The 14,135-nt window shown below is 72.0% G+C and carries 11 protein-coding genes; 8 read left to right on the top strand and 3 right to left on the bottom strand.

The window, feature by feature from the left end:
* Positions 1-433 precede the first annotated feature (433 nt).
* From BLS56_RS13010 to BLS56_RS13000, 3 genes are all read left to right on the top strand, one after another.
* Complete coding sequence (locus tag BLS56_RS13010; RefSeq protein WP_091450268.1) at positions 434-1,771, top strand: IS701 family transposase; 1,338 nt, start codon at positions 434-436, stop codon at positions 1,769-1,771.
* A 320-nt stretch (positions 1,772-2,091) separates the two neighbouring features.
* Entirely contained in the window at positions 2,092-2,931 is an 840-nt protein-coding gene (locus BLS56_RS13005) for an isocitrate lyase/PEP mutase family protein (protein WP_091450267.1), read from the top strand.
* Positions 2,932-2,995: 64 nt separating this feature from the next.
* Entirely contained in the window at positions 2,996-3,964 is a 969-nt protein-coding gene (locus tag BLS56_RS13000) for an aminoglycoside phosphotransferase family protein (protein WP_228771596.1), read from the top strand.
* Here BLS56_RS13000 and BLS56_RS12995 read toward each other — a convergent pair.
* A complete protein-coding gene (locus BLS56_RS12995) occupies positions 3,889-4,617 on the bottom strand; it encodes a 3'(2'),5'-bisphosphate nucleotidase CysQ (RefSeq protein ID WP_324187518.1) in 729 nt (242 codons plus the stop codon). The genes BLS56_RS13000 and BLS56_RS12995 overlap by 76 nt on opposite strands.
* A gap of 122 nt (positions 4,618-4,739) precedes the next feature.
* Here BLS56_RS12995 and BLS56_RS12990 point away from each other — a divergent pair, with 122 nt between their 5' ends.
* Positions 4,740-5,453, top strand: a complete 714-nt coding sequence (locus tag BLS56_RS12990) for a hypothetical protein (protein ID WP_091450265.1) — start codon at positions 4,740-4,742, stop codon at positions 5,451-5,453.
* A 37-nt stretch (positions 5,454-5,490) separates the two neighbouring features.
* On the opposite strand, the gene BLS56_RS12985 is transcribed toward BLS56_RS12990, so the two are convergent.
* Positions 5,491-5,799: a hypothetical protein gene (locus BLS56_RS12985; protein ID WP_091450264.1), complete on the bottom strand. Its 309-nt coding sequence runs from the start codon at positions 5,797-5,799 to the stop codon at positions 5,491-5,493.
* Complete coding sequence (locus tag BLS56_RS12980) at positions 5,796-6,092, bottom strand: hypothetical protein (protein ID WP_091450263.1); 297 nt, start codon at positions 6,090-6,092, stop codon at positions 5,796-5,798. The genes BLS56_RS12985 and BLS56_RS12980 overlap by 4 nt, the downstream gene beginning before the upstream one ends.
* Positions 6,093-6,202: 110 nt before the next feature.
* Between BLS56_RS12980 and dusB the strand changes: the two genes are divergently transcribed.
* The 4 genes from dusB (at position 6,203) to BLS56_RS12960 (ending at position 14,079) form a co-directional block, all read left to right on the top strand.
* The gene (gene dusB / locus BLS56_RS12975; protein WP_091450262.1) at positions 6,203-7,342 is read left to right on the top strand and encodes a tRNA dihydrouridine synthase DusB; all 1,140 of its coding nucleotides are present in this window, start codon (positions 6,203-6,205) and stop codon (positions 7,340-7,342) included.
* Positions 7,342-7,803: a hypothetical protein gene (locus BLS56_RS12970; RefSeq protein WP_091450261.1), complete on the top strand. Its 462-nt coding sequence runs from the start codon at positions 7,342-7,344 to the stop codon at positions 7,801-7,803. Before dusB ends, BLS56_RS12970 begins: the two co-directional genes overlap by 1 nt.
* A 164-nt stretch (positions 7,804-7,967) precedes the next feature.
* Positions 7,968-8,903 carry a GGDEF domain-containing protein gene (locus BLS56_RS12965; protein WP_091450260.1) on the top strand — a complete coding sequence of 312 codons (936 nt, stop codon included), beginning with the start codon at positions 7,968-7,970 and terminating at the stop codon, positions 8,901-8,903.
* Positions 8,904-9,132: 229 nt separating this feature from the next.
* A complete protein-coding gene (locus BLS56_RS12960; RefSeq protein ID WP_091450259.1) occupies positions 9,133-14,079 on the top strand; it encodes an LCP family glycopolymer transferase in 4,947 nt (1,648 codons plus the stop codon).
* Positions 14,080-14,135 lie beyond the last annotated feature (56 nt).

The following is a 14,135-nucleotide window of genomic DNA, read 5'->3' as shown; positions in this document are numbered from 1 at the left end:
GTAGCGGGAAATCGATCACGAACCACCAGAAAAACCCGGACGGCCCCCACCATCCGCTATAGCGGACACGGTGACAGTCATCCGGACAGGCATCCGGACAGGCATCCTGGACAATGTCCAGACATCGAATCGACAAAGGTCGAGCCCGCGCGCCGGCGAATTCCCGCAGCGGTCGCGACCCCCAAACGCTCCTTGCGATGTCAACCAGATGGCCGCATCCGGCCTGCCCGTGACAGTGTTCCCGGTCACGTTCGAGGCCTACCCGGCCCCTGCGCTAAACGCGCGTCTTAATGACTACGGACCGTGAACAGCGTCAGCGGCCGCGACTTAAGCTGATCAACTCTGCGCAGTTCGCGCACATGCCCAATGGGGAGTTCCAAGATAACCGCAATGCCGCCCTCTACGGAGAGTGATCACCGGGCCGCGTTCGAATATGCATTCCACTATAGTGCGTACGGTCAACCTCACGAGATCGTCGCAACTTACCGCAGTCACGCTTGCCGAGTACGTCGCCTATATGGAGTATCGGTTGTGCGAGTGGTGTAACAGCAATGGGGGTCACACAGTGGTCGAGGAAAGTCTGCATACCGGCCTTTCGCTGGCCAAGAATGATGAGGTGGCATATTTCGCGCAAGATAACTTCCGTTCGCTTCCTCGGTCTGACCAGCGGCGATGGGCCGAGGTCTACCTACGGGGACTATTACTTGGGCGCGGCCGGAAGTCCGTTAGGAGAATAGCGGAAGAAGTTCTCGAACTGCCCGTTTCGCAGTCATTGCAGCAATTTATCAACCAAAGTCCGTGGGATTGGCGGGGTGTTCGATCTCGCATCGCCGAGAAGGTTGACGAGTTCCTCAGTCCGCGCGCCTGGGTCATCGCCAACACCACTATTCCAAAACGTGGCGACCATTCTGTCGGCGTGGAGCGCAGGTTTGTGCCCGAGGAGGGCCGCTCGCTCAACTGCCAGGTCGGCACCGGCCTTTATCTCGCCTCGGACGTGGCGAGCATCCCGGTCAACTGGCGGATCCAGTTGACCGAGCGATGGACCAACGACCGCCGCCGCAGGGACCGGGCCTACATCCCGCCCTCGGTGCGCGCGCAAGCCGAGTGGCAGTACGCCGCCGACCTCGTCGACGAGGTCGGCGCGGATTGGGGCACCACCCGCGCCCCGGTCGTCGGCGACCTGCGGCACATGCCGGGCGCCGACCGCCTGATGGCGAGACTGACCGAACTGGGGACCGATTTCGTCTTCGAGGTCCCCCCGACCCTCCCGGTGGTCCCCGGCCCGCATCTGGCCGCGGTCGGCACGGGCCTCGGCCCGACCCGGGGGCCGAACCTGGTGCAGGCCAAGGACTGTCTGCGCGGCGCCGACCTCACCCACCGCCAGGTGGTCACCTGGTCCCCGGGGGTCAACGGCAGGCCCCGCGCCACCCAGGCCCTGTCGGTGCCGGTGCGGCTGCCCGCGGGCTCGGCGTCCCGCGGCGGCGGCCTGGCGCTGCAGTTGGTCGGCACACTGCCCTCGGCCCGGCACGACCGGCCGAAGCTGTGGCTGACCAACCGCACCGACCTCCGCGCCGCGGAGGTCATCGCCCTGGGCTCCATGGTCGAACGCACCCAGGTAGACCACGAAGACCTGCGGGCCCACTACGGCCTGCTCGACTTCGAGGGCCGCTCCTACCGCGGCTGGCACCACCACATGACCCTGGTGTCCGCCGCGTTCACCTTCGCCAAACTCACCGCGACATCAAGCGAACGAGTACGGCAACCGTCCTGACCCAAGGGCGCACATGCCCCGACGCCGCGGCATGTGCGCCCGGTCAGCGGCGGGATCAGACGAGGCGAGGACAGGTAAGGGGGAGCAGGTAAGGGGGAGTTGGTAAGGGGGAGTTGGTAAGGGGGAGTTGGTAAGGGGGAGTTGGTAAGGGGGAGTTGGTAAGGGGAGCAGGTGAGGTGGAGTGAAGCAAGGAACAACCCGCCCTCCTGCCAGGCAGCTCCACCCCATCGAGCAGCCCCAGCGAACGCGACCACCCAAGCAAGCCACCCCAGACTGATCTAGCTTGAGGAGCAGACGGAGACCCAGCAGAGAGGACGCCAATGCGGGCAACCGACCAGCGGCAACGGGCCGAGACCTTCGCCGCCCTGCACCAAGGACCAGGCGCGTTCGTCGTGGCCAACGCGTGGGACGCGGGCACAGCCAGGGTGCTGACCGGTCTCGGATTCCCCGCCCTGGCCACGACCAGCGGCGGCCTCGCGTTCAGCCTGGGCAGGCAGGACGGCGCGAACCTCGTCACCCGGGACGAGACCCTGGCCAACGCCCGCGACATCATCGCCGCGACCCACCTGCCGGTCACCGCCGACCTGGAGAACGGCTTCGGCGACAAGCCAGACGATGTGGCCGAAACGATCCGCCTGGCCGCCGCGGCAGGCCTGGTCGGCGGGTCGATCGAGGACGCCACCGGCCGCCCCGACGAGCCCATCTACGACTTCGACCTTGCCGTCGAGCGAGTCGCGGCCGCGGCGGAGGCAGCCAAGGCGCTGCCGTTCACCTTCACCGCCCGCGCGGAGAACTTCCTGCACGGCAGGCCCGATCTGGACGACACGATCCGCAGGCTGCGCGCCTACGCCGACGCGGGCGCGGACGTGCTGTACGCCCCCGGCCTGCCCACCATCGACGCGATCCGCGCGGTCTGCGAGTCGGTCGACCGCCCGGTGAACGTGCTGGCCGCGGGTGTCGCCGCGAAGTACCCGATCAGCAAGCTCGCCGCGCTGGGCGCGCGCCGGATCAGCCTGGGCTCCGCCCTGCCGCGCGCCGCGATCACCGCCGCTTTGCTCGCCGCGCAGGAGATCGCCGAGTCCGGCACCTTCACCCTCGCCGCGGGCGCCATGAGCTACGCCAAGGTCAACGAGCTGATGGCCGGACCCGACGACCGTTAGACCACTGTGGACAGTCGCGTTTATTGGCGAGCGCCCTGGGCCCGGGATGCGGCACAGTGTCCGCGTGGAGTTCGGGACCAGGGTGTGGTCGTCGCCTGCTTGGCGCGGGAAAGCCGTGTCCTGGCTGGACAGGCGGCTGGCCGAGGCGGGCATCGCGCGCACTGGGCCGGTCGCCCAGCCCAGGACACGGCCGTGGTCGACGGTGCTGACCGCGCCGACGAGCGCGGGACCGGTGTGGTTCAAGGCGACCCGGCCGGAAACCGGCTTCGAGGTCGCCCTCTACGCCGTCCTGCGCGACCTCGCGCCCGACCGGGTGCTGCCGCCGATCGCCGCCGACGCCGACCGCGGCTGGCTGCTGCTGCCCGACGGCGGCCCCGCTCTCGCCGACAACGCCGCCCTGATCGAGTTTCTTCCGCTCTACGGCCGACTACAGCGTGACCTGGCCCCGCACGTCGGCCGACTGCTCGCCGCTGGCGTCGCGGACATGCGGCCCGCGGTTCTGCCGACCCGCTTCGCCGAGGCCGTCGCCCTGGTGGGCGACGTGCCCGACCGGGTCGCGGCGATGGCCGACACCGTCGCCAAGTGGTGCGCCCGCCTGGCCGCGTCACCGGTCCCGGCGAGCATCGATCACCAGGATCCGCACCGCGGCAACGTGTTCCGCGACGGCCGCTTCCTCGACTGGGGCGACAGCGTGGTGGCGCACCCGTTCACCACCATGCTGGCCGTGCTCGGCCGGATGAGCCGCGTCGACCAGGCGACCGTGCTGCGGGCCCGCGACGCCTACCTCGAACCGTTCACCGACCTGGCCGCCCACCGCGACCTGGTGGCCGACCTGGAACTGGCCTGCCGCCTGGGAAAGATCGTCCGCGTGTTCACCTGGCAGCGCGCCATCGCCGGTGAGCCGACCGAGTTCGCCGACCAGCCCCGCGTGAACCTCGTCGCCGTCGCCAACCCGTCCTACCTGCTCGCGGCGATGGCCGCGAGCAGCGGCGCGGCCAACTCCGGCAGGCAGATCAGCAGGTCCGGCAGGTAGGGGTGCGGCTGGTTGTAGCGCAGCGCCGAACCGTCCACACGGGACGCGTGCAGCCCAGCCGCCCGCACGACCGCGACCGGGGCCGCCGAGTCCCACTCCCACTGCCCGCCCGCGTGCAGGTACCCGTCGGCATCGCCACGCAGCACCGCCATCGCCTTGGCCCCGGCCGACCCCATCGGCGCCAGGTCGCCGCCCACCCGCTCGGCGACCTCGGCGGCGAACGCGGGCGGCCTGCTGTCGCTGACCAGCAACCGGGGCCGCGCCGACACACTGGCCGGGGTGGGCGGAAAATCGCTGGCATACACCGCGTTCAGCGAAGGCTGGGCGACGGCGGCCGCCGTCAGGCCCAGGCCCCGCTGCCACAGCGCCACGTGCACCGCCCAGTCCGGGCGGGTCCGCAGCGCGTACTCGCGGGTGCCGTCGAGCGGGTCGACGATCCACACCCGGTCCACGGCCTGCCGGGCCGGGTCGTCCGCGGCTTCCTCGGACAGCACCGCGTCCCCGGGCCGCTCCTCGGCCAGCCGGGCCAACAGGTACGCGTTGGCGTCCGCGTCGCCGCGGCGGCCCAGATCGGGCCCGCCCTCGGCGCGCAGTGCCAGCAGCAACTCGCCCGCGCCGCGCGCGAGATCGGCGGCCAACCGCGTGTCCGTCACCGGATTCCCTCCCGCACAGTCGAATTCCGAACTTATCAACCTCGACCGCGGTCCGGTGTGGAACCAGGCTGGGGCCACACACGTCTACCCGTCGACTTCGACCCAGTGAGGGGCTTTACACCATGGCGGACATCGAGTACCGGTTCGGCACCGGCGAGGGCGACCCGAACGTGCACCACGGCCAGGCCAACGTGGACGTCGACGGCGACGGGAACGCCGACGCCATCGCCGTGGACTTCGACGGCGACGGCCGCTACGACGACCGCATGTGGGACTCCGACGGCGACGGCGTCGCCGACACCGCGCTGCTGGACCACAACGACGACGGCATCGCCGAGTCCGCGTACAGCGACCCCACCGGCGAGGGCACCTGGAACGCCAAGGGCCGGGGCGGCACTCCCGACCAGCCCGCCGAGACCCCGCCCACCGAGACACCGGTCACCGAGACCCCCGCCGACCAGACCCAGGACGTCCCGTCCGACGTGCCGGACGACAAGCCGCAGGACACCGACCAGACCCAGGACGTCCCCTCCGACGTCCCCGACGACGGCGGCTTCGAGAACCCCACCGACGGCGACGGCGACGCCGCCGACTTCGAGCCGGACGCCGACCCGGCCGACAAGCAGGACCAGCCCGACGAGGGCTCCGCCGAGGTCACCCCCGTGGACGACGTCCCCCTGGAGATCCCCACCGAGGAAGACCCCTTCGACAGCGCGGACAGCGCGGAAGCCGACCAGGCCGACGACACCGACGCGGGCGACCTCTTCGACAACCTCACCCCCGACGACGCGGGCGACCCCTCCCTCTCGGACTGGTACGCCGACCTCGACCACTGACCCGGCGACCACCGACCCACCCACCGGGCCAACGACCTCAGGGGTGTGGACCGATCGTGACGATGGTCAACTGTGCGTCACCCGGACCGTAGATCCACCAGATACGCCACGCGGAGGGAGTCCTGTTCTCGACATAGGACTCCCACAGCGTGACTCCACCCGGCCCGGGAACCGACTGGTAGTCATGCGAATGGAGACCCGGATGCCGGGGGCCTGCCTGCTCCAACAGTCGCAGCGCCTTGGGCACCTTCTTCAGCTTCGGCAGATACTGCTGCTTGGCTTTCAGGTCATCGATGACCTTCTCAGCCTCACGGGTGTAGAGCAGTTCAAAGGGAGGTGCGCTCACTCGTCTTCGGCGTCCTCGTCGTCGTCAGCGGTCACCCACGACAGGGCGCGCGCGTTGCCTTCGGCCGCGTCCGCGAGACCGCGGAACAGGGAGGCGCGCAGCTCGTCGTTCTCCCAGACGAGCAGCTCACGTTTGGGAATGCTCACCAAGGGAGTCAGCAGGATGGCGCCGTCGGCGTTGGTGGACACCGCGTAGCGGTCATCCTTGGTGGCTCCCGCTTTCCCGATGGCGACACGGCCGCGCTCGTCGGCCGTCACCTCGGCCACCGGCCTGAAGTCATCGAGCATGGCCATGACACACCTCCTTGATGCTCCAAGTTACTCCGGTTCACCAAAGTGGGCGATACCCACTTGCCCCTCGCGTGGCGCGAACGGCGTACGGGCGACGCGGTTAGCCTGGTGCGGTGGTGTTCCCTACCAAGGCCCTGCGCATCGGCCCCTACCCCGTCGAGCCGCCGGTGGTGCTCGCCCCCATGGCGGGCATCACCAACGTCGCGTTCCGCACGCTCTGCCGTGAGTTCGGAAGCCCCACCTCGCTCTACGTGTGCGAGATGATCACCGCCCGCGCCATCGTCGAGCGCGACGCCAAGACCATGGAGATGATCACGTTCGGCCCCGCCGAGCACCCCCGCTCCATGCAGCTGTACGGCGTCGACCCGGCCACCGTCGGCGAGGCGGTGCGCGTGATCGCCGCCGAGGGGCGCGCCGACCACGTCGACATGAACTTCGGCTGCCCCGTCCCGAAGGTGACCCGCAAGGGCGGCGGGGCGGCGCTGCCGTTCAAGCGGCGGCTGTTCGGCCAGATCGTGGCCGCCGCCGTGCGGGCAGCGGCGCCAGCGGGGATTCCGGTCACGGTGAAGTTCCGGGTCGGGATCGACGACGAGCACCTGACCTACCTCGACGCCGGGCGGATCGCGGAGGCCGAGGGGGCGGTGGCGGTCGCGCTGCACGCGCGCACGGCGGCGCAGCGCTACTCCGGGCAGGCCGACTGGTCGCGGATCGCCCGGCTCAAGGAGGCCGTGACGACCATCCCGGTCCTGGGCAACGGCGACATCTTCAGCGCCACCGACGCGGTGAAGATGGTCGAGCAGACCGGCTGCGACGGTGCCGTGGTCGGCCGCGGCTGCCTGGGCCGCCCGTGGCTGTTCCGGGAGTTGCACGCGGTGTTCTCCGGGCAGGAGATCCCGGACGGGCCCAGCCTCGGCGAGGTCGGCGCGATCCTGCACCGGCACGCGACCCTGCTCACCGCGCACCTCGGCGAGGACAAGGGCATCCGCGACCTGCGCAAGCACATGGCCTGGTACCTGCGCGGCTTCCCGATCGGCTCGGAGCCGCGCAAGCGGTTCGCGCTGGTCAGCTCCCTCGCTGAGCTGGAAGACCTGATCGCCGACCTGGACCACGACGCCCCCTACCCGCCCGACGCGGAGGGCCCGCGCGGCAGGCAGGGCTCGCCGGGGCGGGTCGTGCTGCCGGAGGGCTGGTTGGACGATCCGGAGGACGCCGCCGTCCCGGTTGGCGCCGAACTCATGCACTCGGGGGGCTGATGCGCAGCGCACTGGGCGGCCTGCTGCTGACCGTGCTCGCGGTGGCGGGCTGCGCCACCACCGTCACCGGCGCCGCGGTGCCGCAGGGCGGCGGGGCCGGTCCCGAGGCGGAGCGGACCCTGGTGAGCCGGTACTTCACCGACCTCAACGAGGCGGGCGCGGAGGGGGCGAGCGCGCAGCGGGAGTTCCTGCGCCGCACCCAGCACCCCGACTTCGACAACCGCTTCTGCGACCTCGGCGACCTCACCCTGCGGATCGAGCCCGCGCTGTCCACGCTGCGCCCGGACACCCAGTGGAAGCCGGAGCAGTCGGCGGACCCGCCGCGCGGTGCGGTGTACGTCATCGGCGTCTCGGTGAGAATCCGCCGCGACAGCGCGACGCTGGCCGAGCAGATCGGCTCCCAGCGGGTCGTCGTCCTTGACGGTAGGGCGTACGGCTTCACTCCCTGCCCCACTGACTGAGCCCATCCGGGTGACTCCAAACGAGTGCACACGGCTACCTACTACTCGGTTCGTCACCGGTTTGGCCCAGCGCGGGGTCCACCAGTAGGGGGAATTCCGACGCCCATGCGTCCCGCCCGCTTAAGCGGACCGTCTTTCCGGACGACACACACGTACGTAGGGAGGTGACCGCGGTGGCCGTTCTGGGACGAGGTGTCGCCAAGCCCGAGCCCGACCAGCGGGAGACCCCGTGGCGGGACCACCGGGTCAGCGAACCCACCATTCCGCTGCGTCACCCCGCGATCACCGACCGTGCCGAGAATCCCGACGCGGGCCCGCCAGCGGACGCCGCGAACCTGGTCAGCCTGCACGAGTCGATCGCCGCCCTGCTTGCCTCCCGCGGGCAGTACCGGCAGGCCTACCAGCACCTGCGCTCCGCGCTCGACCTGATGTCGGAGCTGAGCGAGCCGCCGCAGATCCCCGAGCAGTTCCGCCGCGAGGTCGACCGGCTGCGCCGCGAGCACGCCGAGGCGCACGAGCAGAGCATCCGCGACAGCCTCACCGCCAGCTACAACCGCCGCTACCTCGACCAGCGCCTCGTCGACCTGGTCGCAGAACAGGGCCGCGCGGACGGCCTCGCCGTCGCCCTGGTCGACCTCGACTGGTTCAAGCAGGTCAACGACACCTTCGGCCACCTGGTCGGCGACCGGGTGCTGCAGCGGGTCGTGGAGCTGCTGCAGCAGGGCCTGCCCGAGGGCGGCTTCTGCGCCCGCTACGGCGGCGAGGAGTTCGTGCTCGTGCTCCCCGGCGTCGACCGCCTGACCGCCGTCGACCTCGCCGAGGCCGCCCGCGCGCGTGTGGAGAGCTACGCCTGGTCGAGCCTGGTCCTCGGCCTGCGGGTGACGGTCAGCGTCGGCCTGGCGCACGAACCGGCCGTCCGAGTGGCAGATGACACACCGAGGGCCCCGGAGCGCCAGCTCCGCGAGGCCGACGCGCTGCTTTACACCGCCAAGCAGTCCGGCCGCAACGCTGTCGCATACCTGCTCGACGGCAAGGCTCACCTGGCCGGAGCCGCCGCGGGCAGACGAGCGGTCACCGAGCCGAGGACCACGGCGCGCTAACAGGGGCCCTCGGGAGCGCGATACCCCGATCGGGCTAGCAATATCCACAAAAACGGGCACCGACGGTGAACAAAGTTGCCTAGAAGGTCGTCACGGGCGACCACCATCCGTACTATCGCATCCGCAGAGTGACACGATCGGGTAAGCAACTGAGCGCGGCACCGCAACGTGTTGATAACCAACCGACAACGGTTAGCGCAGCACTGCTGCATCTTGGAAAGGAGCACGGGTGCCCGACGACTACGACCGCGACGGCACACCGGGCTCCCACGCAGGCGGCAAGCGCCGCGCCCCGGAACCGACCGAGCAGCCCCGACGCAGGCGCCGGTCGATGGAGAACGCCGGTGGGGTCAGCGTTTCCGACCTGGTAGAGCGCCACAGCGGCTCCCGGTCCAACCTCATGCCGGTCCCCCAGCCGGAGACCGCCCCCGACGAGGCGGACGAGGTCCCCAGACACCAGGCTCCGACCCGCAAATCCCCGGAGGCCCCGCCTGCCCCGGAAGCCGCCTTCCGCTCCGCCCCGGACACCGACTCCGGCGCGCAGGCCACTCCCACCGGCCGCCGCGCCCGCCCCGAGCCGACTCCCCACCCCGGCCGCAGGTCTCCCGACACCCCCGCGGGCCCGGCTCCCCGGACGAGCCGCAGGGCACCCGACCCCACCCTGGGCGGCGACGCTCCCCCGGCTTTCGACCCCGCCGCCGTCGCGGAACCCCGCACCCGTGGAACCGCGGAGCCGGATCTAGGCCCCGCCGATCCCACCGGTTCCGGACAAGCCGTCACCGGAACACCGGGGCGCCGAACCCGCCGGGCGCCGGAACCCGGTCTCGGCAGCGACACGCCCGCAACCGACGCGCGGTCCTACCCGGACCCCACTCGCCCCCGGGCCCGCCGGGCCGCGGAACCGGATCTCGGCTCCGTGGGCCCCGACTCCGGTCCCCGGCAACACCAGTTCCCGTTCGACTCCGCCGCACCACAGGCGGGACCCCGCGCCCGCCGGGCAGCAGAGCCCAACCTCGGCGCCCCGGACCCCGGCCTCCACCACGACCGCCCCTTCGACCCCGGCGCACCACAAACAGGCCCCCGCGCCCGCAGGGCAACAGAACCCGGCCCGGGCAACCCCGATCCCCACCACGACCGGCCTTTCGACCCCGGCGCACCACAAACAGGGTCCCGCGCCCGCAGGGCAGCGGAGCCGGGTCTGGGCAACTCCGACTCCGGTCCCCGCGAAGGCCGACCGGCGTTCGACTCCGGCGCGGCGCACGGCGGGTCCCGGCCGGGCCAGCCGCCCTCAGGCCAGGAACCGACACCGCCGCAGGTCGGGTCCCGCACCGGCCGCCGGGTGCTCGGCTCGGCTCCGGACGCGGGCGCGCGGCCGCCCCGCAGGACGCTCGATTCCGGGCAGGAGACGGGTTCCGCCGCTTTCGGCCCTGGCTCCCGGGCGGGTGAGCCCGGGGGCGCGGACCCGACCGCCGCCCAGCCCCGCCCGGGTTCCGACGCGGCGCAGGAGCCGCCGCGGGGCGCCCAGTCCCGGCGCAAGCCGCGCACGGCAACGCATTCCGTCCCCGCCGACGTCATCGCGCAGTCCACCGGCCAGCGCCCCCTGGAACGGCCTGCGCGTCCACAGCCCGACGACGGCATCCCGAAGACCGTCGCGGACCTGCTCGGCCCCATCGCCCCCGCGGGCAAGCGCGGGCAGCAGGAGAACTTCGCCCAGTCCGCCCGCCGCGGCCGGGCCGACGCCCAACGCGCCCTCCCCGACCGCGGCGACGCCCCCCGCGCGGACGAAACCGAAGTCGAGGGCCTGCCCCCGGTCCCCGCGGCCGACCCGGACAGCCGACGCCCCACCGGTCAGCGCTCCCTGCCCGCGGGCCGTCGAGCCCCGGGCCAGTCCACCGGCCGCCGCCCAATCCCGATCGAGCAGACCGAACCGGACTTCAGCACCGGCCTGCCCGCCCTACCCGCCGACGATCGCCGCCCCACCCGCGGCCCCCGCCCCACGGCGGGCCCGGGCGGCGAACCACAGTCGGACGCCCGACAACTCCCCGGCGCCCGCCAACGCCCGACCGCGGGCCCCCAAGGCGAGTTCCCGGCGGACGCGCAGGAACCGCTGCCCAACACCGGACACGCCCCGCACCCGACCGGCCGCAGGCGCCCGCCCACCGGCACGTTCCCGGCAGGCGCCCAGGAACCGTTCCCCGGCAACGGAAACGCCCCCCGCCCCACCGGCGAGTTCCCCACCAGCGCACCGGAACCGTTGCCCGACAACGGCCCCCGCCCCACCGGCGGCAGGCGCGCTCCCCGCCCCACCGGCGGATTCCCGGCAGACACACCGGAACCGCTGCCCGGCAGCGGGCCCACCCCGCCCCCCACCGGCGGATTCCCCACCAACACCAGGCGCGGCGGCTCAGCCCCTCGCCCCACCGGCGAACACCCAGCCAACCCCCAAGAACCGTTCCCCGGCACCGGGAACACCCCCCACCCCACGGGCACCGGACGCGGCGGCTCCGCCCCGCGCCCCTTCCCCGCCAACGCACAGGACCCGTTGCCCGACAACGGAAACGGCCCAACCGGCGGCAGGCGCGGCGGCTCAGCACCCCGCCCCACCGGCGAACACCCAGCACCCACACAAGAGCCGTTCCCCGGCAACGGGCACGAGCCCAACCAGCGCCCCCGCCCCATCGGCGAACACCCAGCACACACGCAAGAGCCGTTGCCGGACAACGGACACAGCCCAACCGGCGGCAGGCGCGGCGGCTCAGCACCCCGCCCCACCGGCCAACACCCGGCGGTGCCACTGCCCGCCCCCGGTTCCCCGGCGCCCCACCCCGGCGAATCGCGGCCCCCCATTCCCGGCGCCGCCCCCACTGGCGAGTTCCCCGCCGGGCCGCACCGCCCGACCGGCGGCCCCGGTGGGCCGCGGCCCACCGGGACGTTCCCCGTGAACCCCCGGCAAGCGCCTCCCAGCGGCACCGGGAAGTTCCCGGTGGACCCGCGGTTCCCGGCCGCGGGCGAACCACCGGTCCCGGCCGACGCTTCCCGCCCCGGCGACCACCCCCAGCCCGGCGCCGATTCCCGGGCACTGCCGGTGCGGCGGGGCAGGCGTCCCGAGGACGCGGGCGTCGAGCCCCCCGGTGACATCGACCAGCGGCTCAGCGGACACGACCCCGATGACGCCGGGCCGATCAGCAGGCGGCTCATGGCGCAGGGGGACGCGCCGACCGAGGTCGGGGGGCCGGTGGTGCCCGACGACGGCCAGCAGCCCCGGCCGCGCATTCCCCGGCAGCAGCCGCCCGGGAACTCCTCGATGCCGCCGCTGCCGCCGGACGGTCCGCAGAATCCCGAGGCCCCGACCCGGGTCGCGCTCACTCCGCCGCCGAACGCGTCCGCCGCGGAGATCATGGGGCTCACCACGGAGATGGAGCCGATCGGCGAGGCCGTGCAGAAGCGGCGGCGGGTCGACCAGACGCTGGCGCGGTTCTCCGCGGTGCACGACGAGCTCAAGGCCGAGGAGAAGGCCCGCAAGTCCAAGCGGATCAAGCTCAACCCGTGGGCAGCCGACGGCGACGCCCTCGACGAGCACCTTGACGAGTTGGAGCAGCTGCCCGCCGATCCGACCGTGCTGGTGCGGCCCGCGGCGCAGGAGGACGCCGAAGAAGAGCAGCCCGCGACGCGCCTGCAAGAGAAGAAGGCGCGCAACCAGGCCCGCTCGACCACCATCGCGAAGATCGTCGCGGCCGTGGTGGCCGGGCTGGTGTTCCTGGCGACCGGGATCGGGTGGGCGTTCACCCAGTGGGCGGAAGGCGGCATCGAGAAGGTGCGCGCGCTCGACCCGGACTCCGACTCGATCCAGAACGCCGAGGGGCAGCGCGGCGACGAGAACTTCCTGCTGGTCGGCTCCGACACCCGCGAAGGCGCGGAAGCCGAAGAGGGCCTCGGCGACGCGGGGCAGGTGCCGGGCGCGCGGTCGGACACGGTGATGATCGCGCACGTCCCTGCCGACCGTAAGCGGGTCGTGGTGGTGTCGTTCCCGCGTGACCTGGAGATCAGCAGGCCGGGCTGCGAGCGGTTCGACTCCAAGTCGAACACCTACACCGGCGAGCAGGTGACCGCGCAGAAGGTCGCGAAGATGAACACCGCCTACCAGGTGGGCGGCCCGCTGTGCGTGACCAAGGTGGTGCAGCAGATCTCCGGCCTGCACATCACCCGGTTCATCGGCATCGACTTCGACGGCTTCCGCGGCATGGTCGACGCGGTCGACGGGGTCAGCGTGTGCGTCGAGAAGCCGATGTTCGACACGAAGCTGAACAAGTGGATCGTGCGGGAGCCGGGCAAGGACGTCCAGCTCCGGGGCGACCAGGCGCTGGACTTCGTCCGGGCGCGCTACGTGCGGGGCGACCCGACCTCCGACTACGGCCGGATCAAGCGCCAGCAGCGGTTCCTGTCGTCGCTGCTGCGCAAGGCGATGTCGAGCCAGGTGCTGCTCGACCCGGCCAAGCTGACCCAGTTCACCGGCGAGTTCGCCAAGTCGACCTTCGGCGACAACGTCGGCTTGCAGTCGCTTTTCCAGCTCGGCCAGTCGCTGCAGGGCCTGGAGACGGGCCGGGTCACCTTCATCACCGTCCCCACGGTCGGCGAGTCCAACAGCCGCGGCAACGAGGTGCTCCGCAAGGAGGACACCCAGGCGCTGTTCCAGGCCATCATCAACGACCAGCCGCTGCCCGGCGAGCAGCCCGGGCCCAGCGCGGGCGCCAGCCAGGCGCGGCCGCAGCCCGCGCCGCTGCGCGCCCAGCAGCAGCCGGTGGACCCGAGGACGCTCAAGATCCAGGTCCTCAACGGCGGCAACCAGACCGGGGGCATCGCCCGCCGCACCGCGGAGAAGCTGACCGCGCTCGGCTACACGGTCGTCCAGGTCAACGCGGGCCCGTCGGTGCCGAAGACGGTGGTGCGCTACGGCCGCGGCCACGAGGCGCAGGCGCAGACCCTGGCCTCGTCGGTGCCGGGGGCGCAGTTGCAGGAGGACCCGGCGATGGCCGCGGCGCTGATGCTGGTCATCGGACCGGAGTTCACCGGCCAGGTGGTCGCCCCCGGCTCCGACGGCGGGGGCGCGGCCCCACCATCGGCGAAGCTCCCGCAAGACCTGTCCACGGTCAACGCCAACGACGTGACCTGCGCGTAATTCCGACTCGTTCATCACGGGTTCACCAGGAGATGGCGAACTTCCGACGCGCGGCA

It is taken from the genome of Actinokineospora iranica, assembly GCF_900101685.1.
Taxonomy (GTDB): Bacteria; Actinomycetota; Actinomycetes; order Mycobacteriales; family Pseudonocardiaceae; genus Actinokineospora; species Actinokineospora iranica.
This window is presented reverse-complemented; position numbering and strand designations above follow the sequence as displayed.

Coding starts and splice junctions, on each gene's coding strand:
- BLS56_RS13005 (WP_091450267.1), top strand. CDS start 2,092: ATGCGGGCAACCGACCAGCGGCAACGGGCCGAGACCTTCGCCGCCCTG.
- BLS56_RS13010 (WP_091450268.1), top strand. CDS start 434: ATGCATTCCACTATAGTGCGTACGGTCAACCTCACGAGATCGTCGCAA.
- BLS56_RS12970 (WP_091450261.1), top strand. CDS start 7,342: ATGCGCAGCGCACTGGGCGGCCTGCTGCTGACCGTGCTCGCGGTGGCG.
- BLS56_RS12980 (WP_091450263.1), bottom strand. CDS start 6,092: ATGGCCATGCTCGATGACTTCAGGCCGGTGGCCGAGGTGACGGCCGAC.
- BLS56_RS12990 (WP_091450265.1), top strand. CDS start 4,740: ATGGCGGACATCGAGTACCGGTTCGGCACCGGCGAGGGCGACCCGAAC.